19 protein-coding genes are annotated in these 21,978 nt (G+C 62.7%); 7 read left to right on the top strand and 12 right to left on the bottom strand.

Translation table 11 applies throughout. The annotated features are described in order from the left end of the window. Positions 1–130 precede the first annotated feature (130 nt). The 3 genes from EKH80_RS19445 to EKH80_RS19435 all read right to left on the bottom strand — a co-directional run bounded on the left by EKH80_RS19445 (position 131) and on the right by EKH80_RS19435 (position 3,164). Complete coding sequence (locus tag EKH80_RS19445) at positions 131–2,128, bottom strand: OPT family oligopeptide transporter (RefSeq protein ID WP_126686459.1); 1,998 nt, start codon at positions 2,126–2,128, stop codon at positions 131–133. Between the two features lie 122 nt (positions 2,129–2,250). After that, entirely contained in the window at positions 2,251–2,772 is a 522-nt protein-coding gene (locus tag EKH80_RS19440) for a hypothetical protein (RefSeq protein ID WP_126686458.1), read from the bottom strand. A 176-nt stretch (positions 2,773–2,948) separates the two neighbouring features. Next, positions 2,949–3,164, bottom strand: a complete 216-nt coding sequence (locus tag EKH80_RS19435) for an oxidoreductase-like domain-containing protein (protein ID WP_126686457.1) — start codon at positions 3,162–3,164, stop codon at positions 2,949–2,951. A gap of 94 nt (positions 3,165–3,258) precedes the next feature. Between EKH80_RS19435 and EKH80_RS19430 the strand changes: the two genes are divergently transcribed. Then, a complete protein-coding gene (locus tag EKH80_RS19430; RefSeq protein ID WP_230473834.1) occupies positions 3,259–4,389 on the top strand; it encodes a glycoside hydrolase family 18 protein in 1,131 nt (376 codons plus the stop codon). Between the two features lie 130 nt (positions 4,390–4,519). On the opposite strand, the gene EKH80_RS19425 is transcribed toward EKH80_RS19430, so the two are convergent. The 3 genes from EKH80_RS19425 to EKH80_RS19415 form a co-directional block, all read right to left on the bottom strand. Further along, a complete protein-coding gene (locus EKH80_RS19425; RefSeq protein WP_126686455.1) occupies positions 4,520–5,305 on the bottom strand; it encodes a class I SAM-dependent methyltransferase in 786 nt (261 codons plus the stop codon). 158 nt (positions 5,306–5,463) lie between these two features. Continuing rightward, entirely contained in the window at positions 5,464–6,078 is a 615-nt protein-coding gene (thpR, locus tag EKH80_RS19420; RefSeq protein ID WP_126686454.1) for an RNA 2',3'-cyclic phosphodiesterase, read from the bottom strand. 41 nt (positions 6,079–6,119) lie between these two features. Then, entirely contained in the window at positions 6,120–6,620 is a 501-nt protein-coding gene (locus tag EKH80_RS19415; protein ID WP_126686453.1) for a DinB family protein, read from the bottom strand. Between the two features lie 288 nt (positions 6,621–6,908). Here EKH80_RS19415 and EKH80_RS19410 point away from each other — a divergent pair, with 288 nt between their 5' ends. Further along, complete coding sequence (locus EKH80_RS19410) at positions 6,909–8,330, top strand: YXWGXW repeat-containing protein (RefSeq protein WP_126686452.1); 1,422 nt, start codon at positions 6,909–6,911, stop codon at positions 8,328–8,330. Positions 8,331–8,413: 83 nt separating this feature from the next. On the opposite strand, the gene EKH80_RS19405 is transcribed toward EKH80_RS19410, so the two are convergent. The 3 genes from EKH80_RS19405 to EKH80_RS19395 all read right to left on the bottom strand — a co-directional run bounded on the left by EKH80_RS19405 (position 8,414) and on the right by EKH80_RS19395 (position 12,858). Further along, positions 8,414–9,256: a DUF3014 domain-containing protein gene (locus EKH80_RS19405; protein WP_230473833.1), complete on the bottom strand. Its 843-nt coding sequence runs from the start codon at positions 9,254–9,256 to the stop codon at positions 8,414–8,416. Between the two features lie 215 nt (positions 9,257–9,471). Then, complete coding sequence (locus tag EKH80_RS19400; RefSeq protein WP_126686450.1) at positions 9,472–11,049, bottom strand: carbohydrate-binding protein; 1,578 nt, start codon at positions 11,047–11,049, stop codon at positions 9,472–9,474. Positions 11,050–11,307: 258 nt separating this feature from the next. Continuing rightward, positions 11,308–12,858: a carbohydrate-binding protein gene (locus EKH80_RS19395; RefSeq protein WP_126686449.1), complete on the bottom strand. Its 1,551-nt coding sequence runs from the start codon at positions 12,856–12,858 to the stop codon at positions 11,308–11,310. A gap of 566 nt (positions 12,859–13,424) precedes the next feature. Between EKH80_RS19395 and EKH80_RS19390 the strand changes: the two genes are divergently transcribed. From EKH80_RS19390 to EKH80_RS19375, 4 genes are all read left to right on the top strand, one after another. Next, positions 13,425–13,922: a VOC family protein gene (locus EKH80_RS19390; protein WP_126686448.1), complete on the top strand. Its 498-nt coding sequence runs from the start codon at positions 13,425–13,427 to the stop codon at positions 13,920–13,922. Positions 13,923–14,068: 146 nt separating this feature from the next. Then, positions 14,069–15,304 (top strand): MFS transporter, encoded by a 1,236-nt coding sequence (locus EKH80_RS19385; RefSeq protein WP_126686447.1) that lies wholly within the window; start codon positions 14,069–14,071, stop codon positions 15,302–15,304. A gap of 166 nt (positions 15,305–15,470) precedes the next feature. After that, the gene (locus tag EKH80_RS19380) at positions 15,471–17,114 is read left to right on the top strand and encodes a HAMP domain-containing methyl-accepting chemotaxis protein (RefSeq protein ID WP_158628895.1); all 1,644 of its coding nucleotides are present in this window, start codon (positions 15,471–15,473) and stop codon (positions 17,112–17,114) included. A gap of 8 nt (positions 17,115–17,122) precedes the next feature. Further along, positions 17,123–18,907 carry a GGDEF domain-containing protein gene (locus tag EKH80_RS19375; RefSeq protein ID WP_126686445.1) on the top strand — a complete coding sequence of 595 codons (1,785 nt, stop codon included), beginning with the start codon at positions 17,123–17,125 and terminating at the stop codon, positions 18,905–18,907. Positions 18,908–18,926: 19 nt separating this feature from the next. Here the strand turns inward: EKH80_RS19375 and EKH80_RS19370 are convergent, their stop codons facing one another. Both EKH80_RS19370 and EKH80_RS19365 read right to left on the bottom strand, forming a co-directional pair. Beyond that, entirely contained in the window at positions 18,927–19,301 is a 375-nt protein-coding gene (locus tag EKH80_RS19370; protein ID WP_126686444.1) for a hypothetical protein, read from the bottom strand. Between the two features lie 174 nt (positions 19,302–19,475). Next, the gene (locus EKH80_RS19365) at positions 19,476–19,865 is read right to left on the bottom strand and encodes a hypothetical protein (protein WP_126686443.1); all 390 of its coding nucleotides are present in this window, start codon (positions 19,863–19,865) and stop codon (positions 19,476–19,478) included. Between the two features lie 364 nt (positions 19,866–20,229). Between EKH80_RS19365 and EKH80_RS19360 the strand changes: the two genes are divergently transcribed. Continuing rightward, positions 20,230–20,904: a restriction endonuclease gene (locus tag EKH80_RS19360; protein WP_158628894.1), complete on the top strand. Its 675-nt coding sequence runs from the start codon at positions 20,230–20,232 to the stop codon at positions 20,902–20,904. A 95-nt stretch (positions 20,905–20,999) separates the two neighbouring features. On the opposite strand, the gene EKH80_RS19355 is transcribed toward EKH80_RS19360, so the two are convergent. Next, the gene (locus tag EKH80_RS19355) at positions 21,000–21,737 is read right to left on the bottom strand and encodes a 2OG-Fe(II) oxygenase (protein WP_126686441.1); all 738 of its coding nucleotides are present in this window, start codon (positions 21,735–21,737) and stop codon (positions 21,000–21,002) included. Positions 21,738–21,978: the final 241 nt, after the last annotated feature.

Here is a 21,978-nt window from a genome sequence, read left to right as displayed (position 1 = left end):
GGCGATGCTCGCAGACCTGGCTGCCGGCTTACTCCGATCCCGCCCCTTGCCGGAGCGGGATCTACGAAACCCTACTGAGACTCGACGCTAATCAAGCTACACGTAGGGGAGGGAGCAAATCGCCGCACGCTCAGCTATTGCGCCCGAGCCGCGCAATCCACCGATACATCGCAAACGTCACCGCCACAAAGGCGATGCTGCCGATCCACACCGCTGCGTTGCCGAAGCCGTCGCCCACCAGTGCGAGCGGGGCCGGCTTGCCGGAGAACACCACGATCGCCGCCACCAGCACGCCGATGATGCTTTCGCCCACGATCAAGCCGGAAGCCAGCAGAACGCCGAGCTGCTTGGTGGCCTCTGCCTTCGGCGTACGATCCGCGCGCTTGTCGAAGTACCAGCCCACGATGGCCCCGGCGACGATCATCAAGGTGGTGGAAGTGGGCAGGTAGATCCCCAGGCCCACGGCCAGCGGAGGAAGACGCACGGACTTGGTGGTGGCCGCCAGAATGGCGTCCAGGGCGATGATGCCCGCGCCCACCAAGGCCCCGATGCCGATCAGGCTCCAGTCGATGTTGTTCTGGATCACGCCCTGCGCCAGCGCCGAGATCAGGCCGGCCTGCGGCGCCGGCAAGGCGTGGGCGGGGTCAACCCCTGGCGCACCGAGGAAACCGTACGCCTTGTTGAGCAGATCGAGCACCGGCGGAATCACGATTGCACCGGCGATCACGCCGATGACCAGCGCCACCTGCTGGCGCCATGGCGTGGCATCGACCAGCTGGCCGGTCTTCAGGTCCTGCAGATTGTTGTTCGCGATGGCCGCGACAGCGAACACCACCGAGGTAACGAACAGCGCGAAAGCCACCAGCGCCTTGCCCGAATCGGCCGGCAGATCGGACTTGAGGCCGGCCACCAACAGCAGCGCGGCGATGATCACCACCAGGATGCCGATGCCCGACAGCGGGCTGTTGGACGAACCGATCAGGCCCGCCATGTAGCCGCACACCGTCGACACCAGGAAGCTTAGGATCAGTACGAACAGCACGCCGCCGATCACCAGCAGCGCTGTATGCGACGCCAGGCCGCTGATCACGCTGAAATGTCCCAGCAGATACGCGATCGGCAGCATACAGATCAGCACGATCAAGCCGACGATGCCGATCGGCATGTCCTGCTCGGTGCGCGGCAGCGTATCGCCCTTGCCGGCCTTGCGCACGCGCGAGGCCGCCATCGCCGAAGTCAGGCCGCTCACCACCGGCTTCACCAGCTTGGCCAGCGTCCAGATCGCGGCCACGCCGATGGCGCCAGCGCCGACAAAGCGCACGTAATGACTCCACACGCCTTGTGCCACATCCGCCACGTCGCCCGTCGCCGGATGCAGCAGGCTGAAATGCGGCACCGCCCAGCCCCAGCCGATGATCGCGCCGAACAGCATCGCCAGACCCACCCACAAGCCCACCAGGTGTCCCACTGCGAACAGCGCGAACGAAAGCGAGAAGTCGTAGCCGCTGGCCGCGCCACGATCACCAATGCGGAAGTACTGCGCCAGGTCGCTGGCGAAAAGCTTGGTTTGCACCACGATATAGAACACGGCGGAGACGACCGAGCCGACGACCACCGCCTTCAGGCCGGCGGTGCCGCCTTCCACCGCGGCCGAATCGGACGCCACCACCACTTCGCCGGAGCCTACTTTCAGCACCTCGGCACAAGCCACGCCTTCCGGATACGGCAGGTCGGAATCGGTGACCAGCGCGCGGCGCAGTGGGATGGTGTACATCACGCCGAGAATGCCGCCCGCGGCGCAGATGCCGAACGACATCCAGAACGGAAACCCGGTCCACCAGCCGACGATGATCAGGCCCGGCAGCACGAAGATGATCGAGGAGAGCGTTCCGGCGGCTGAAGCCACCGTCTGCACGATGTTGTTCTCCTGGATCGTCGCGTTCTTCATGGCGCGCAGGATGGCCATCGAGATCACCGCCGCCGGAATCGACGTGGCGAAGGTCAAGCCGGCCTTCAGGCCGAAGAACACATTGGCCGCCGTGAACACCAAGGTGATCACGATGCCTATGATCAGGCCGCGTACGGTGAGTTCGGCGCGATTCGCGCCGGGTCCGGGTACTGCATTCACGGGTGATCTCCCCCAAGCTGTCCAGCTAACAAGATTAGCGTGGATCGCTCGGGGGGTGTTGCCGCGTCGCGGAATGAAAGATCGGGGCCGGGGGCCGGAAGGGTCATCCCAGCCCGCGCAGGTCAACGTGCGATCTTGCGAAGATCCCCGCGCATCTGCTCGGCAATATCGCCTGCCCCGTCGACCAGCAGCTTGGACAAGGCTTGCGCATAGGCCTGGTCACCCGCCCCACTCCCCACCGACGCAGACGATTGCGTCTTGTAGTCGTGCGCGGTCTCGTAACCTTGCACCCACAACGAGCAATGCAAGCCCAAGTCCATCGCCACGTTGCCCGGCGACTTGTCCTGATCAACGCGCAGGCTGCTGGTGAGTCCGCTGCAGGTCACGACAAGGTCATGCACGTAGCTGGAGGCCAGCTGCGTGCCAAGCTGCGACTGGATCGCCGTGGCCAGGTCAGGTGCTGGCTGCAGCGTGAGCTTGTGATCGAGCCCGCGCACGTCAAGCTTGTCTGCGCCGCCGGTCACAGTCAGCCACGGTGCCGCGCCTGACTTCACCAGGTCACCAAGTGCCGCAGGCTCGCGCACGTGCTGGCCACCGCAGGCGCCAAGCAGCAACGCGGCGCCAATCACCCCAAAACGCTTCATCTAGATTCCCCGGATCTCCCTCAACGCTGTCAATTTAATGCAACGCAACAATCGCTTCAATGCTTCATGGCGCGAAACGTGACCCATGCCTTTGGGCACAATGCTGCCGAGGCATGCTTGGTTAGGCTTATCCGGTTTATCGGTTTGCGTTGAACGCAAGAACCTGCATGCGCCGATCAGCGCGGTTCGAGCTTTGCCGGATCCACCCCCGGATGACGCTCGCGCCATGCTGCCAGGGCTACGCGATAGTGCTGCCTTGCCTCCTCGTAGAGATCGAAGATGCAAGGATCGCAACCGTTGCCGCAACAGTCGCCGGAATCGGGTTCGCGCGGCGCGCGCGGCGGCGGGTCTTCGCGCAGCAGCTCTTCGTTGGAGATGGACCTGTCGTTCATGCGTAAACGGAAATCAGACACCGCCTACATGGTAGCCCGCCGCCATCACGTCAAGCATGGCAGCGGATCATCGATTCATCGAGGGAGTGCAGTAATGCGTAACGTTTTGCTTGGTCCGGGCCGCTGCTTGGCCGCGCTTTTATTGCCGCTGCTGCTGGGGGCGGGCGGCATCGCCGCGGCAGATGCTCCGACGTCGCCTTACCGCATCGTCGGCTATGCCGGCGGTTGGGATCCATCGCAGACCAAGGACGTTGGCGAGATCGATACGCTGATCTATGCGTTCGCGCAACTGAAGGATGGCCGCGTGGGCATCGATGCCGACCGCGCCAAAACCTTGCAGACACTGCTCACACTGAAGGCGGCCAACCCCAGGCTCAAAGTCGAAGTCTCGGTAGGCGGCTGGAGCGTGGGTGGCTTCTCCGAAGCGGCCAGCACCGCCGAGGGCCGCCAAAGCTTCGCCGACAGCGCAGCGCAAATGCTCTCCACCCAGCATGCCGACGGCCTCGACGTGGATTGGGAATATCCCGGCCATCACGAATCGGGCATCCGCTCCAGCCCCGACGACAAGGCCAATTTCACCCTGCTGCTCAAGGCGATCCGCGCCAGCCTCGACCGCGCGGGCGCCAAGGACGGCAAGCACTACACGCTGAGCGTGGCGATTGCCGATGGCCCGTTCGTAAGCGGCATCGATATCAGGACGGTCGATCCGCTACTGGACTGGTTCAACCTGATGACCTACGACTTCGTCAATGCGGCGACACCGACCAGCGGGCATCACACCGGCCTGCACGCCTCGCCGCTGATCAAGGGGGATGGCCGCACCACTGATCGCGCCGTGCAGCAATTTCTCGCCGCAGGTGTAGCACCGCAAAAGCTGGTGATTGGCGCGGCGCTGTATGGCCGCGAATTCGCGGACGTAAAGGCCGACCACGCTGGCCTTTACCAGACCTACGGCCACTTCCAGGGCATGGTCGCCTGGCCCGAACTGAAACAACGCTATATCGACAAGCAAGGCTACGTGCGCCACTGGGACGACACCGCGCAGGCACCATGGCTGTGGAACGAGAAAACCCATCGTTTCGTGACTTATGACGACCCGCAGTCCATCGCTGCCAAGGCAGCGTTTGTGCGGGCGGAGCATCTGGGCGGCATCATGTACTGGGAGCAGACCAACGATCCCACGGACGAACTGCTGGATGCGATGTGGAAGGGGTTGAACCCCTGACTTGTGAAGCTCATAGGCTGGGATGCCAATCCCAGCATTGCGATGTGCCGGCATCGCAATGCTGGGGTTTACACCCCAGCCTACGAACGCCCTCTCCTGCCTGCCGGAGAGGGCTTTGCTTGCAACACCATCAACCCGGCTTGCGGAACCGGTACATGAATTGATCCGTATGCCCGCGGATCGACTTGTCGAACACCTTGGCGGTGTGCGGATCGGCCGGATTGCGCAGCGCATTGCTTGCGCCGGCGAACACGAAGCCCGCCGATTCCGCCTGCTTCTTGACGATCTCCGGGTCGATGCGATGCAAGGTATCCGTATCCGCCATGCCTGATCCTGCCGGCGCCACGTGATCGATCACGATGAACACGCCGCCTGGTTTGAGCGCGGCATAAATCTGCTTGTCGAGCGCGACCGGATCCACCTTGCCCATGAATTTGTCCGGATAATCGTGATAGTTCTGCGAGGTGAACACGATATCCACCGGTTCGGGTGCACTCAGCTGCGCCGCCGGCTGCTTGAGCACGCTCACGTTCGAATAGTGCGGATCGGCCGCCAGTTTGTCGAAAGCAGCCACTTCGTCCGCATCTTCCTTGACGTACTCATTCGGCCACAACTCGTAGACATGACCCTGGGCACCCACGATGCCGCTGAATACCCGCGCGAAATAGCCGCCCCCGGGAATCAGCTCCAGCACCTTCTGACCTGGCTTGACCTCACTGAAGACCATCACATCGGTGACCTTGCGGCGTGCGTCATTGCCGGCATCCTGCCCTCGCGCCGGATCGGCGACTGCCGTGTGTACATACGGTGGCACGTACTGCAAGGCATGCATGTGATTCGCCTGCGGTGTCTGCGCCAACAAGGCAGCCCCTGGCACAACCAATGCCGCAAGCAGTGCGACGGATATCGAACGCATGACGACCTCCTGATGGATGGGAAAGCCCATGGATTGTGCGCCTGGCCGCTTGGGCGCGCCTAGTGACTTGTGGCCCATTCGCGCAGGCTTGCGCGTAGGCTGGGATGGCAATCCCAGCATCAGGATGCCGTATGGAAAGCTGGGATTATCATCCCAGCCTACGCAGACTGGCCAGAGAGCGGCCAGCTCCCGAGAATCCGGTACTGGCCCTTGCCCACTAAGTTGTGGATTAGCACGAAGTGCCCTACCTGCCAGACGATCGGCGTCACCGGTGTCTCTGCGGGAAGTTCATGCCGGCCGTAGGCCAGGGTGACGTGCGGCGTGAACTGGCGTTCGTTGCGCAGGTGCAAGCCGGTTTCAACCAGCGCCGTATGCATGTTCTGCCAAAGCGCCAGCAACGCTTCAGGCACGTGCGAGCCGCGTAGCACGCAAGGCGGCTCGCGACCGTGGAAACTGGCGGCATAGTCCAGCGTCCAGGCAAACGGCGCTGCGTGCATGCTCTGCGCGGCCGCCATCGCCTGCTCCAGCACCTGGCCCGGCATGGCGGGAAAATCGCCAAGGAAGTTCAAGGTGGCGTGAAAGCGCTCAGGCCTGACCCAGCGCGCGCGCAGCCATGGATGCTGCTGTTGCACCAGCGCGGCAGCGTGATTGATTTCATGACGCGTGGCGTCATCCGGCATCAACGCAAAAAACAGGCGATGCGTCTGGGCGCGTACAGCAGCAGGCAAACCGGACGGTTCGACCTGCGCTGCGGGAAATCCGCTCGTACTCATCCGCGAAGATTACTGCATTCGTCATGCAGCACGCATAAGCCTCAGCCGGCATCTCGCAAGTACACGGGCAGATCCGTAGTCGGCGGCGGCACCGACAGGCCGTACATCATCATCGCCACATGCCCGCGGTGGTACGTCGCGTGATTGATGACGTGCAGCAGCACGTCGCCGCGGCGCATCTCGCCCTCGCCGCCGCCGATGAAGCTGAAACGGATAGGCTCTTCACAAGCCGCCTCATCGAGCGTTTCAGCGTACCGCACGTACCAATCGTCGATGTCCGCCTGCGACGTGCACAAGACATCGTACGCAGGGCAATACTCCGGATTGCGGGAGGTAAAACCATGCGGCACGCCCTGCAGGTGCGCCTTCCACACCTGATCCATGCAATGGACGTGGTTCAGCGTACGCAGCAGATTGCCGAACACGATCGGCTGGGTGGCGGTCAGCGACGTTTCGGGCAGGTTGGCCAACGTCTGGAAAAGCAGCCGATCGGCCCATGCGCGGTAACGCATAAGCATCTGCAGGTGGCGAAGTTGCGACATGGTGTGTCCTTGAGTTACGAACCGAAGATCACAAGCCCGTGGCTTACCGAAGGCCTGCGGATTTGTGTTTTTGCTGCCCGTTACAACGCATTCAGCCAACACTAACTTTATCGTTTAACTACGATTCGGGAAGATCAAACCCGCCCAACACAAGGGGTTGCGCACCGAGTACAGTAAAATGCGTGCGTATGCTGCTGAACCGTCGCGAACTTATCACGCAGCGTGAAGGCAACGGGGCGGTCCTTCCGGCGTTTTCTCTAGTACGGTGCAGATCCAGGAGGAAACGCCATGAAAACCCTCAGTCTTACGCAGCAAGTTTCCAAACGCACGTTGCTTGTGCGTGCGCTGGCGGGTCTGTTGGGAGCTGTTGCCGCGTTCGCCGCCCTGCCCCAAAAAGCAGAGGCTGGCGTGTTCGTCGGCGTAGGAGTTTCAGTCGGCTTACCGCCGCCGCCACTGCCGGTCTATGAACAGCCACCGATTCCGGGGTCCGGCTATATCTGGACGCCGGGCTACTGGGCCTGGGATGGCGACGAGTACTACTGGGTGCCGGGCACCTGGGTGGTCGCACCGTTCTACGGTGCCTTGTGGACACCTGGCTACTGGGGTTGGGATGACGGGTTCTACGCCTTCCATGCGGGCTACTGGGGCTACCACGTCGGCTTCTACGGCGGCATCGACTACGGCTGCGGTTACGGCGGCAGGGGCTACGAAGGCGGCTACTGGGGGCCACGTGGCTTCTACTACAACCGGACCGTCAACCACATCACCAACGTGAATGTCACCAATATCTACAACAAGACGGTGATCAACAACGTCAACGTCAACCGCGTCAGCTACAACGGTGGCCATGGCGGCGTGATGGCCCACGCCACGCCGCAGGAAATGACCATGGCCCGCCAGTCGCGTATGGGGCCGATCGCCGCACAGCAACAGCAGATGAAGCTGGCCAGCCAAACCCCGGCTATGCGTGCATCGTTCAATCATGGCAATCCGCCCATCGCCGCCACGCAACATCCTGGTGCTTTCAGCGGAGCCGGCGTAACGCAAGCCCGTGGCGCGCCCGCCATGGCCAGTGCGCCGAACATGCTGCACCCTGGTGCAAACACCGGTCAGTTCGCGTCTGCGGCAGCCAACGCGCAACGCATGAACAATAGCCTGGCGCACGCGCCACAAGCGGACCCGGGCCATGGCACAGCCTTGCGTTCGGCGAACTTCGCTCCGCATGCAAACATGGCTGGTGTACCGAACAGGGCGCAACCAAGTGCCAACACTGGCCAATTCACCCCTGCAGCAGCCAATCCACAGCGTATGAACAACAACGTGGCGCACGCTTCGCAGGCGCAACCGAACAACAACATGGCCATGCATTCGGCAAACTTCGCCCCGCACGCGAATGCAGCCGCTGCGCCGAGCATGTCGCGTCCGGGCGGCGGCTACAGCAATACCTACCGCCCGGGCGGCGCTGCGGGTGCCACACCCACCAGCCATCCAGGCCAGCCGATGAACATGAATACGTATCGTGCACCTGCAACGGCTTATCACGCTGCACCGGCTTTCCATCCGGCTCCCGTGTATCGGCCGCAGCCGCAGCCGCAGTACCGCGCGCCGGCAGCGCCGGAATATCACGCCTACCGTCCTGCGCCGGCTCCGCATCCGACCGGTGCGGCGCCGCACGGTGGCGGCGGGCAGCGCGATGCACATCACGGATGATCTCCAGCAACAGCAAAAAGGCCCGCACGTTGCGGGCCTTTTCTTAAGCTGAAGGGCAAGTCCACCGCGGAAAGCTCAATGGGCTACCTGCCCGCGCTCGCCAACAGCTCACGAATCGCGCGCAGCTTTGCCTTGAACTGCTCCTCGTTCTGAGACCCCAGCCTCACCATCAACTTCTGGCCGTTCGACAGCGATTGCAGCTGCGGCTCGACGAAATGGTAACGCGCACCTGAGCGCACCACCGCAACCGGCCCCTGTACATGGGGCGCAGCCAGCATGTCGTCGATCGCCACGATCAGGCGGTCGTTGAAATAGCCTCGCGGGTAGCCCAACTCGCGATACGCCTGTTGGAACAGCGGATAGCTATGCTTGTACCAGGCAACCAGGGCATGCGGATCGACGTCGGCCAGCACGGTCATGTAAGGCGCATAACGTTCGCCATTGCCGGCGCCGATCACGGTGGCGCCGTTGGCCTGTTCTGTCTGCATCGTGCCTTTTGGCGTACGCAACGGAAGGATGTTGGTGCTGCCCATGCTTTGGCGCGGCAGCGCATCCACGGTGGCCACAACGCGGGAAATGATTTGGCTTTGCAGCAGCGCACCGAGATTGCCGCCATGAGCCAAACCCTGCAATGCCTCCCGCACCTCGGCATCGCTATCTGCCAGAGACGGCAGCGCCGCAGTGGATGCGGACGCTGGCCACTCATTGGCCCGTGCAATGGGATGCTGAATTGCCGACGATGCGCTTGCAGGCTGCTGAGCCGGCTGCGCAGCAGGTGGATTAATCGGCGCAGCTGCCGGTGCCGCGGCCGAAGGATGCATGGCCCGCTGGACCAGATACACGCCGGCCGCCACCACGGCTAGCACGACGATGATGGCTGCGATCCAGCCACCGTAGGAAGTCTGTTTGGGGGCTCTGCGATTCACGATGCTGCCTGTTTCACAGTGGGGAATACCTATTGTGACAGGCATGCGGCGCAATTGTTCGATGCGAATGCCGAAGGCTCAAGAATGCCGCTTTTGCGGCTCGTGCGCGTAATGAAAAAAGCCACCGGCACTTGCGTGCCGGTGGCTCCCCTCGCCTCTTCAGGTTGACCGGGCATGCCTCCCGGTCAACCCGAAGTCCTCCTGGATCGTCAGCGCTACTTGCCGATGTCCTTGAGAATCTCCTTGCTGAAGGCCAACGTGCCCGCGCTTGGATACGAATTGCAAGTCGACGATGCCGAACCCGCCGCGCATGGCGTGTCGCGATCCAGCGACCAGAAATGCACGCCGGCCAGACCGTTTGCCGTAGCGTAGTTGGCGATGGCGTCGATATCCGCCAGCGTGGTGAGCTCGCTTGCCGAGTCATTCTGGCCGATCATCGGCGTGATCTCGATGTGGCCGGCTGCAATACCGTAGGTATGCTGGAGGTTCTTCACCGCCTGCACCGCCGATTGACCCATTTCGCACACGCCATTGACGACGACGCAAACGGATGCAGTGGCGCCGCCATAGTCCATCGTCATCAGGTTGATGGTGTAGTTCTTCAGTGCCGGGCTCGATGCCTGAATCGCCTGGACCACCCATTGCCCCAGTTGATTCACGCCGCCATAGCTGCCGTCCGACGCACCCAGGGTCGCCAGCGTGAAGGAAAAACGCAGATTCGGGTACTGCGATTGCGCCGCGGCGACGTCGGCCACCAATTGTTGAACTTCCGCCTGCGTCTGCCCTCCCTCGATGTCGAAATCGACGCCAATCATCTGCGGCGTGTAGTACTTGGCGATGAAGCTCTCGAACGCGGAAGCCGATCCGCAGGTAAACACGCCGGCCTCGCCGCCGGTGGAGACGATGTAATCCAATCCCGCACTGGCAAGCGAATTGGCAGCGCCCGGGGTGATGTTCGCGGAGATGAATTGCGAGGGCGTCACGCCCGCCCAGCTTTCGCTGCCGCATTCACCGGTTGCGAAAGCCAGTGTAAGGGCCGGCAGGTTCGGCAAGTCGTTGGCATACAGACTGCCACTGCCGACGATGGGAATCAGCGTACCGGTCACTTGCGTCGACATCGCGTAGGTATTCCAGTTCATGTTGATGCCCATGTCCTTGTAGGGACTGAACACGAAGCCGCTGGGTGTAGGTGTAGGCGTTGGAGTGGGCGTGGGTGTAGGCGTTGGAGTAGGCGTTGGGGTGGGAGTTGGAGTAGGCGTTGGGGTGGGAGTCGGCGTGGGCGTAGGTGTCGGCGAAGCGCTGCACGCGCCTAGTGAAGTCCAGGGCGCACCGCTGCCGGCCGCGCCATTGTTGGTGGCCGGATCCTGGCCCTGGGTCCAGAAATTGGCCTTGTAGTTGAGCTTGTTCTCGCTGACCAGCGCGCCACCGTTGTATGCCGTTGTAGCACTCCAGGCCGGATCACAGGCAGGCGATGGCGTTGGTGTGGGCGTTGGCGAACCGCTGCACCCTCCTTCCGAAGTCCATGGCTTGCCACTGCCCGCACCGCCGTTGTTGGTCGCCGGATCGTTGCCTTGCGTCCAATAGTTGGCGACGTAGTTGACGCCGTTCTCGCTGACCTGGTTGCCGGCGACATAAACATTGGTGGAAACCCACCCTGACGCGCAGGTGGATTGCGCATGCGCGCTTTGTACCGGCGCGACGGTGAGCACCGTGGTGGAAAGCGCCGCACAGACCGCGCTACTCAACGAACTCAATGTCAAGGTGGACCACTTCGTGGATCTCTTCACTTGCATGGGACTGTCTCCACAGTTGGATTACAGGTGAGAAATATCGGCGTGGTGATGACCGCATTCCGGACGGCCATGCGGGAGCGGACGCCGTCACGCATCCATGCACCGGTGGTGCGTTGAAATGGCTTTGCGATGACTTAAGCAACTTCTGATCTCGATGCGCGGCGCGCACCCGCTCATTCGCTTTCCGCGCCATTGCGTCCGCTGCGACCCAGCCCATCGGCCGGACCGCAACGGAATTCCCCTTTACGTCCCTGCTGGTTATTTGCCGAGATCCTTCAGGATCTCATTGGTGTATCCCAACGCCCCCACACTGGGATACGAATTGCAGGTGGACGAAGCCGAGCCCGCTGCGCAGGGTGTGTCGCGATCCAGCGACCAGAAATGCACGCCGGCCAAGCCATTGGCCGTGGCGTAGTTGGTGATCGTGTCGATATCGGCCAGCGTGGTGATTTCGCCTTGCGCATCGTTCTGGCCGATCATCGGCGTGATCTCGATATGGCCGGCCGGGATGCCATAGCTGTGTTCCAGGTTCTGCACAGCCTGCACCGACGACTGCCCCATCTCGCAAACACCGTCTACCACCACGCAGTTGGCGGCGATGGCCGAACCATAGTCCATCGTCATCAGGTTGATGGTGTAGTGGTTGAGCGCCGGGCTCGACGCCTGGATCGCCTGGATCACCCACTGCCCGAGCTGATTCACGCCACCATAGCTGCCATCCGACGCGCCTAGCGTCGCCAGCGTGAAGGAGAAGCGCAGGTTCGGATACTGCGATTGCGCTGCGGCCACATCGGCCACGAGTTGCTGGATGTCCGCCTGCGTCTGGCCGCCTTCGATATCGAAGTCCACGCCGATCAGGTGCGAGGTGTTGTACTTGGCGATGAAGCTCTCGAATGCCGAAGCCGAGGAACAGGTAAACGTGCCGGCCGCACCGCCGGTCGAGACGATGTAGTCGAGGCCTGCGCTATCGAGCGGGTTGACGCTGCCGGAGATGAATCCGGATGGCGACACGCCGCCCCAGTTCTCGCTACCGCATGCGCCGGTGGCGAATGCCAGCGTGATCGCAGGCAGATGCGGTTCGTAGTTGGAATACAGGCTGCCGCTGCCGACCACCGGAATGACCGAACCGGTCACTGCGGTCTGCATGGCGTCGGTATTCCAGTTGAGATTGATGGTGATGTCCTTGTACGGGCTGAACACGAAGCCGCTTGGTGCAGGCGTAGGGGTCGGAGTAGGCGTCGGGGTTGGAGTAGGAGTGGGTGTCGGGGTGGGCGTAGGAGTTGGGGTAGGCGTCGGCGCGCCGCTGCACGAGCCGATGTTCGTCCAAGGAGCGCCACTGCCCGCCGCACCATTGTTGGTGGCGGGATCCTGGCCCTGGGTCCAGAAGTTCGCCTTGTAATTGACGCTGTTCTCGCTGACCAGCGCACCGCCGTTATAGGCCGTGGAAGCATTCCACGCCGGATCGCAAGACGACGAAGGGGTCGGGGTCGGGGTCGGCGTAGGCGTAGGCGAGCCGCCGCACGCACCTTGCGATGTCCAGGGTTGGCCGCTGCCGGCGCCACCGTTGTTGGTGGCGGGGTCCTGCCCTTGCGTCCAGAAATTCGCGACGTAATTGCTGCCGTTTTCGCTGACTGGATTGCCGGCGACATAAACATTGCTTGAAACCCAGACCGCCGCACAGATGCTTTGCGCGTGTACGGCTTGCACCGGCACCGCCGTGAGCACGGTGGTGGAAAGCGCCGCGCCGACTGCAGTGCTCAACGAACTCAGGATCAGGGTGGACCACTTTGCGGACTTCTTCTCGAGCATGGGACTGTCTCCAGGCGGATGAACGGAACAAGTGAAAGGAACACCGGCGATTCACGACCGCACTCCGAACGGCCATGGGGGACAGTCGCCATCCGCTTCCTGCGCGGTTACCGCTTGTCATGAAGCTGCGAAGTGGCGCGAGTATCGACTTCATATGACAACGTTGTCCAGTACACGTGGCCGATTTGCCCACGGCAGAACGTGATTCCGATCGCAAAGGAATAAATGTCATGTCGGCGTCGCGTCGATTCACGCCATTTACACATTTAAAGTAAAAAACACCCTGGAAAAGCAAGCTTTTTCCCCTGCGCCGCAGCACAACAAGTACACCAAAGGCTAGCCAGTCCGCATGCACGCACCCGCCCCCACGGAGTGCGCCGCAACAACGAAGCCCAGCAAGACCGTGCAGCGCATCGCTGAGAAATTCAGTCATTGGTGACAACGATTGTCATCTAGACCGGGCGCTCTTCGCCTTTCGCTCGATCCAAAACATCAACATCCCTGTCGACTTCCAAGTGCTACCTTCGTCGCCCTGTTGAAGCCCTTCTCCCTCGGAGACCTCTGCCATGAGCCCCCGCTTCCAGCGCATCACCCCCTTCCTTTGGTTCAACGAAGAAGCCGAACAGGCCGCCCACTATTACGTGTCGGTGTTCGAAAACTCCCGCATCCGTTCCATCACCCACTATGACGGTGACACCGCCAACGCCGCCGGCCGGCCGCAGGGCACGGTCATGACCGTGGCCTTCGAGCTGGACGGCCAGGACTTCACAGCGCTCAACGGCGGGCCGGTCTTCGCTTTCAACCCCGCCGTCTCGCTGGTGGTGAACTGCCGCTCGCAGGAGGAGGTGGATTACTTCTGGAACGCACTGTCAAAGGGCGGTGACCCGGCTGTGCAGCAATGCGGCTGGCTGCAGGATCGGTTCGGCCTTTCCTGGCAGGTAGTGCCGGTGCAGCTGATCGAGCTGCTCACCTCCGGCGATGCCCAGAAGGCCCAGCGTGTGATGAAAGCGGTACTGACGATGAAGAAGCTGCGGGTGGATGTGCTGCTGGAGGCTGCAGCCTGAGCCAGGCACCAGTGGCGGCAAATCCCTACATGCTTGCCGCCACTCGTATTACATATTTGTAAGCATCAAGCCAGCCAGGCATGACGCATCGCACCATGGCGCACGTATAATATCGGCGTCGTCCGGCTTCCCTGCCCGTCCCCGCCATGGCTGATGCCTCCCAAACTTCCGCGACCGAGCAAGGTCGCCAGTCCGGCGTATTGCTGTCGATCCTCAGCACGGTCGCCTTCACTTTCATGGCCTACCTGACCATCGGCTTTTCGCTGGCCGTGCTGCCCGGCTTCGTGCACAACAGCCTGGGCTTCGGCGCGATGCTGGCGGGCCTGGCGATCAGCGTGCAGTACGTGGCGACGCTGCTCAGCCGCCCGCAAGCCGGGCGCATGGCCGATGCCAAAGGCCCCAAGCGCGCAGTGATGACCGGCCTGACGATGTGCGCAGCCAGCGGCGCGCTGTTGCTGCTGGCCGCCCTGGTTACGCGCATGCCTTGGCTCAGCCTGGGCCTGATTTTCGTCGCGCGGCTGGCACTGGGTTGCGCCGAAAGTTGCGTCGGCACCGGCGCCATCGCGTGGGGCATGGGTCAGGTGGGACATCGCCACACTGCACGGGTGATTTCATGGAACGGCGTTGCGACCTACGGCGCGCTGGCCGCCGGCGCCCCACTGGGGGTGCTGTTCGATCATCGGTTCGGCTTTGCAGCCATCGGAACAGTCACCCTCTTGCTTGCGCTTCTTGCCCTGCCGCTGGCGCAACTGAAGCGCGCCACTATCACGGCGGCCGTCGAACGCTCGCCATTCCGCACGGTGGCCGCGCGCGTGGTGCCTTACGGCATCGGGCTGGCGCTTGGCTCGGCCGGCTTCGGTTGCATCGCCACCTTCATTACGCTGTTCTACGCCGCGCACGGCTGGGCGAACGCGGCGCTGGCACTCACCGTGTTCGGGACGGTGTTCGTCGGCGTGCGCTTCCTCTTTGCGCGCACCATTCCGCTGCTGGGCGGCCATCGCGTCGCGATGGTGTCGCTGTCGGTCGAAGCCATCGGCCTGGTCGTACTTTGCCTGGCCAGCAATGCCACGATGGCGGGGGTCGGCGCAGCCATCGCCGGCCTCGGCTTTTCACTGGTATTCCCCGCACTAGGCGTCGAGGCCGTCCATCGCGTGCCTGCGCACAGCAGCGGTTCGGCGCTCGGCATGTATTCCGTCTTCATGGATGTGGCCATGGCTCTCACCGGCCCTCTGGGCGGCTGGGTGGCCAGCGGCATGGGCTACAACGCCATCTACGGTTTTGCCGCACTGGCTGCAGTGGCCGCCGTGGTGCTCGCCTTGCTGCTGCAAGTGCAGGCGACGAAGGAGCAAGCGCAGGCGCATATGCAAACCTCAGGCCGGTAGCGGGAGCCGACCCGCCGCAGGTTTTTCCCGATCCCTGCCACGGTACGGCATTGAGACCGCAATAATTCTGTCAAATACCTGAAATATATTACTTTTTAGCATTGCCACTGCTCAAGTCGAAGCGCTTCTAGCCGACATGAAAGGCATCTTCTCCCCCAGGTGCGCCATGTTTCGACTTCCTTCTGGTCTGTTCCGTATCACGCTCCGGCGGCTGCTGCTGTTCCGCCTTGCCGGCATCGTCGTGCTTCTGCTTGCGATAGGCACGCTGTGCGCCATGGCACTGACCAGAGCGGACCGCCGCATCCAATCTGTCGTCGGCGACACCCTTGCGCCGATCTCCCACGTCGGCCGCATCCAGAGCGACTTCAACAGTGACTTCCAGGCGCTTTCACACGCCGTGCTGATGCGCCTGCCCTCCGCCGCCGAGGACGCCGCCACCGCGATCAAGAGCAATCGCGTGGACATCGACCGCTACTGGAAACCGCTACTGCAAAGCGGACTGGGCGTGCAGCAGATAGCGCTGCTCACGTTGGCGGCCGAACATCGCAAGGATGCCGACCAGGCCATGGACGACACGCTTGCGTTGCTGCAGGCCGGACAGTTCGATATCGCTCAGCTCAAGCTCGCCAGTGACGTGCAGCCGGCACTGGTGCCGTTGCAAAGCGATTTCACCAATCTGTTCGAAAGCGCCCTCGTTGCCGGCAAGAGCGCAGCGGAAACCCAGCACGCCGCCAATCGTCGGGGCCTGTTCGTCGTGCTGGCGGTGTTCGCCGGCGCTCTCCTGCTCGCTTCGCTCAGCGACGGCATCCTGATCCGCGCACTTGGTGCGCGCCTGCGCCTCGCTGCTGCCGTAGCCCAACGCATTGCACGCGGCAAACTGGGCCAGCCCATAGCAGTTGGGCGCAATGACGAAATTGGCGTATTGCTGCAAGCGCTGGCAGCGATGGACAAACAGCTTGCCGAGGTGGTGCGCCAGGTTCGCCGGAGTGCCACCACGGTACGCGACGATGCGCAGCAACTGGAACAAAATACGCACGCGTTGAGCCGGCGCACGCAATCGCAGGCCGCCAGCCTGGAAGAAAGCTCAGCGTCCATGGAGCAGATGGCGGCCAACGTCGCGGAAGCCGCTGCCATGGCCGAGCAGGCCAACCGCGTCGCCACCGCCTCACGCCAGCTCGCTGAACAGGGACAGTCCATCGTCAGTGAGACGGTCATCGCCATGAATGCCATCGACCGCTCCGGTCAGCGCATCGCCGAATTCGTCGGCCTGATCAACGACGTGGCCTTCCAGACCAACCTGCTTGCGCTCAATGCCGCCGTGGAAGCCGCCCGTGCCGGCGAGCATGGCCGCGGCTTCGCGGTGGTCGCGGCGGAAGTGCGGCAGCTTGCCCAACGCTGTTCGGCGGCCGCGCGCGAAGTACGGCAATCGATCGGAGAAAGCACCGATGCCGTGCAGGACGGGCGCCGCCATGCGCAACTTTCCGGTGAGGCGCTGGCCAACATCGTGGCGAGTGCGACCCGGGTTTCCGAAACCGTGGCCGGCATGGCCCTGTCCGGCCGCGAGCAAAAGGCGGGGATCGAGCAGGTCAACCAGGCCATTGCGGGCATGGATGGCATTACGCAGGAAAATGCTGCGGTAGTGGAGCGCAACGCCGGCATGAGTTACGCCATGCGCAACAGCGCTGAAGCCTTGTTACGGCAGATGGATTTTTTCCGCATTGAGGAAAACCAGCTGCAAACGCAGCAGGCGCATCCTGCCGAGGCCGCACTGAACCCGCACTTCGAACCGGCCTGGGATGAGGCGGCCTGACAAACAGCATGGTCTTCCTTCGCGACAACGCCCGCTTCGCTTCGCTGCTGGACCGTGCGCAAAACGGTCTGGTGGCGATGTTCCAGCCGTTGATCCGACTGGACACGATGGAAGTCGTCGCGCACGAAGGCCTGGCCCGTTCCACCGAACAGCTCGGCAACATCAGCACGCCGGAGCTGCTCAACCTTGCGCGTGCCGAAGGCCGGCTGGGTGAGTTCGAACTGACCGCGGCACGCACCGTATGCCGCGCCTTTGCCGCTCAACGGGCGAGCGGCCGGCTGCTGGTCAACCTCAGCGCCCAGGCCTTCATGCAGGAAGCCATCAAGCCTGACGACCTGCTCGCCGCGCTGGGCATCGGCGGCATGGATCTGAGCCGCATCACCGTCGAACTCACCGAACGAGACATCGTAGAAGAGCCTGCACGCCTCGCGCACGCGCTGGGCTATCTGCGAGCGCACGGCGTGCGCTTTGCGCTGGACGATTTCGGCAACGGGCATTCCAACTTCGAGATGTGGAACGAGATCCACCCCGAAGTGGTGAAGATCGATCGCTATCTCATTCATGGCCTGTCCAAGAGCGCCGAGCGCCTGGCGATCGTACGCGCGCTGTGCCAGGTGGCCGAAACACTCGGGGCCGACCTGGTCGGCGAAGGCGTGGAGGACATCGAAGACCTGCGCATGCTGCGCGAACTGGGCATTCCGTACGCACAAGGGTTTCTGCTCGGCCGCCCCGTGCCGCAGACGATCGATGCCGTCAGCGACAATGTGCGCGCTGCACTGGACACCACGACCCTGGCGGTGTTGCCGCGCCCACGCGGACCGGTCACCCAGCGGCCCATGCACCTGGGGCATCTGGTGATCGAAGCGCCCGCGCTGACCACACGTCAAACCAACAACGACGTGATCGCCATCTTCTCGCAACAGCCCGAACTGCACGCGTTGGCGGTGGTGGAGGAGGGCCGGCCGGTCGGCCTGGTCAACCGCCGCGTATTCAGCGAACGTATGGCCCAACCCTACACGCGCGAACTCTACGGCCGCAAAAGCTGTACCGCCTTCATGCACGAAGCTCCTTTGCTGTGCGATGTGCGTCAATCACTGGAAAGCATGGCAGACATTCTGCGTGGGCAGGATCAACGCTATCTCAGCGACGGTTTCGTGATCACCCGCGAGGGTCAGTACCTGGGTCTTGGCACGGGCGAATCACTGGTGCGCCGCGTGACCGAGCTGCGCATCGAGGCGGCGCGCTACGCCAATCCGCTGACCTTCCTGCCCGGCAATATCCCGGTGACCGAACATGTCGCGCGGCTCCTGCGCGCGGAGCTTCCGTTCACCGTAGCTTACGTGGATCTCAACCATTTCAAGCCGTTCAACGATCAATACGGCTATTTCCGCGGCGACGAGATGATCCGGCTACTGGCCGGCATTCTCACCGCGCAGGTGAACCCGCGTTGCGATTTCGTCGGCCATATCGGCGGCGATGATTTTCTGCTGGTGCTGCAAAGCGGGGACTGGGAAGCGCGCTGCCGTCACATGGTGGAGCTGTTCAACCAGCGCGCCCGCGGCCTGTTCGCCGAGGAGGACATCGCCCGGCATGGCATCGTCGGCGAAGATCGCCACGGCAACACCCAGTTCTTTCCGCTTACCACGGTGGCGATCGGAGCAGTGCGCGTGCTGCCGCCCTTCCCTGGACATCCGGAAACACTTGCCACGCTGGCCGCGCGTGCGAAGCGGCATGCCAAGCGGGCGCAGGTAGGGTTTTACCTGCTGGCAGGGGAAACGTCGTATCCGGCCTAGGCTGGCTTGCAAGCCTAACCTACGCGACGTGCAACCAATGTACGTACACCCCGTTCTGCTTGTCCTCTTCCCGAAACCCCGGACGCCCTTCCGCGACGATGCCCCATACGGTGCGCATGCCTTCACCGGAAAACCGGTCCACTCGCACGTGCTCGCCCTGCGGAATCAGAAAGCGCGTTTCCAGCACCATTACGCGATCGCTTTCCCACACCAGCACTGCCTTGCGCGCACCGCTGGCACCCCAGCCAACCTGGACCTGGACGTCTTGCGACGGGTAGGCGCCACGGTTGTCGAGTTTCCAGTCCTCAGTCTTGCGCAGCAGCGCTTCCAGCCGCGGATCGTTCCAATCCACCTGATGGTTAGACACCTTGAACTCGGGCTTGAAGTGGCTCATACCGCTCTACGTTTCCTGCCGCGGCACACCAGCAGCGTCATCTGCCGCAGGCGGCAGCGATATCGACGCTTTGGGTGACTGGCGTACTCGAGGCAGTTATCGGCAGGCCAGGGCACTTTCTTTAGGGAAGCTCTGATTCATTCAAAGCTTCCCCGGTGCAAAGATGCACCGCCCTTAGTAGTCGTCGCCTGGCTTGTTCAGCACCTGCAGCCAATACACATGGATGCCCCTGCGACGGTCTTCTTCGCGATTGCCCTCGCGCCCATCCACCACGACAGCCCACAGCGTGCGGACGCGATGCTCCAAGTGCTTGTCCACGCGCACCTGCTCGCCCTGGGCAAGCGGGAAAGTGGCTTCGAGCACCACCGCCCTGTCGCGTTCCCATACCAGCGTGGCCAAGCGGCCCGCCGAGCCGCTCCAGCCATGGAAGACCTGGACACGCTGAGGCGTAAAGCCGCCGCGGTTGTCGATACTCCAGTTTTCGCTACGACGAAGCAGCGACACCAGTTGCGGATCGTCCCAGTCGACCTGAACGCTGCGAACCCAGGTATCTGTCTTGCTCATAGCCATTTTCCCCATGCAGGCGGGTTGACGAGGGGGCGCTACCGCACGTCCGGTGTGGCATGCAGGAGGTGAAAAGCCCGTCGAAATCCCGTGAACGGCGATCGACCTGGGAACAGAGCATACGCCTGTGGCCATTCCACGGAGAAACCAAAAAAACGGGCTGCAGGCGGCCTTCATGTCATGCAGACACCGGCGCATGCAGGAAAGATGTCGCTGCGCCGCACAAAAGCACCCCCAAAAAACGAGCCATGTTGCGACAGAACAGCGCTGCGGCCGAATGCCGCGCTGCACGCTGATCTCCCGTACCTTCCGCGCTAAGGTCGATCAGCGGTTCGGAAGCAGCGTTCACAGCTCGGGGGAGTTGATGGCGAAGCACAGAACACATCGCATCGAACGCTACGTTCTGGTGCATTGGCCCGCCGGCATCTTGCTCGGCCTGAGCGCCTGTCTGGGCGTCCACTACGGGCGCGGGGTGCACAGTGCGAGCTACCTGACGCTGTTGTGGATGGCCTTGATCGCCTGCTGGGCATTCGCGTTCGCCACCTGCCTTGGCTATCGCAAGCGAGTGCATCGTCTGGTCGTACGCGAGCAGCTGGCCGAGCTATGCCGCATGCATTGGCAGGTTTTCGAGGAGCGCGTGGCACAGGCGTTCCGCTTTCGGGGCTATGCCGTGGAATGCGCCGGGCGCGTCGACGCGGAGGCCGGCCTGGATCTCATACTGCGCAAGCACGGCATGACCACCCTGGTGCAGTGCCGGCATTGGCAACACCGCGATGTCAATGTGAAGGATGTGCGCGAGATGGATAAGCTGATGAAGCATCACCACGCCACTGCGGTGAAGATCGTGGCCTGCGGCGATTACACCGACGATGCGTGGAAGTTCGTCACCGGCAAGCCGTTCGAGCTCATCTACGGGGAAACACTGGTGGCGATGCTGAGCGATGCGCAGTTGCCGGTCGATGCCCGCGTGGTGCCGTTCCGTGCGCCTTCCTCGCCACCGCCGATGCATCACCGGCCGCGTACGGCGGCGCAGACCTGACATCAAGGAGACCGCGCTTTGCGCGGCTTTCCTGTTGAAGCCCCTTGAAACATCCCCTTACCCTGCTTGTCAGGGAAGGGGCAGCTCATGCGCCATCACAGCGCATCATGAAAAATGATCCCCAGCATATGCCGCTGCCCGGCGCGAATCCGGCTCACCCCATGCCGCATCGTCACCCGGTACACGCCACGCGAGCCTTGCACCGGCCGATGATGCACGGCAAACACTACCGCATCGCCCTGCTGTAGCGGCACTACTTCCACCCGCGATTGCATGCGCGGGCGCTGCTCGGTCAAGACGAATTCGCCACCGGTGAAATCTTTGCCTGGTTGCGAAAGCAGGATCGCCATCTGCAACGGAAACACGTGCTCGCCGTAGAGGTCCTGATGCAGGCAGTTGTGGTCGCCGGCAGCATATCGCAGCAGCAAAGGCGTGGGGCGCAGCTGCCCTGCCGCGTGACAACGCTCAAGGTATTGCTCGTGCGTGGCCGGATAACGCACGGCGATATCCATGGCCTGGTTCCAGCGGTTGGCGATCTCCGCCAGAGGCGGGTAAAAAGCCGTGCGAAGCTCCTGGATGGGCCTCGGCAGTGGGTAGGCGAAATACTTGTATTCGCCGCTCCCGAATCCGTGCCGGGCCATCACCACGCGGCTTCTGAACAGGTGATCGTCTGCGTACGACGCAGCCAGTGCACGACATGCGTCAGCCTGCAACAAGCCGGCAATGCTTGCCACCCCGTAACGATCCAGATCGCCGGCGAGGCGCGGCCAATCCAGATCGGCCCCGTGATCATGCTGCGACTGCGCGGCCCGTTCGGCATGACTGCTCTTCATCGAAAGCTCCTCATCAAATACGCCACTCTAAGCTGCGCATCGGCCCATCGCACTCCGGTTCTTGCCAGGCGGCTGCCGCATGGGCGCGACAAGCAAGCGACCTTCAGGCGGCATTTCCCTTGTTGTCAGTTCCGCGAAAGCAACCATCCTTGCCGCATAGCTGCGCTTTACTGACGATTTATGTTGCCGTTTGCAAAGCGATACAAGTGCTTGCGTGTCAATGCAGCGTCGAACCGTGTCT

Source organism: Dyella choica (genome assembly GCF_003977665.1).
GTDB lineage: Bacteria > Pseudomonadota > Gammaproteobacteria > Xanthomonadales > Rhodanobacteraceae > Dyella_B > Dyella_B choica.
Note: the sequence above shows the minus strand (reverse complement) of the source record. Positions and strands in the feature narration are given on the sequence as shown.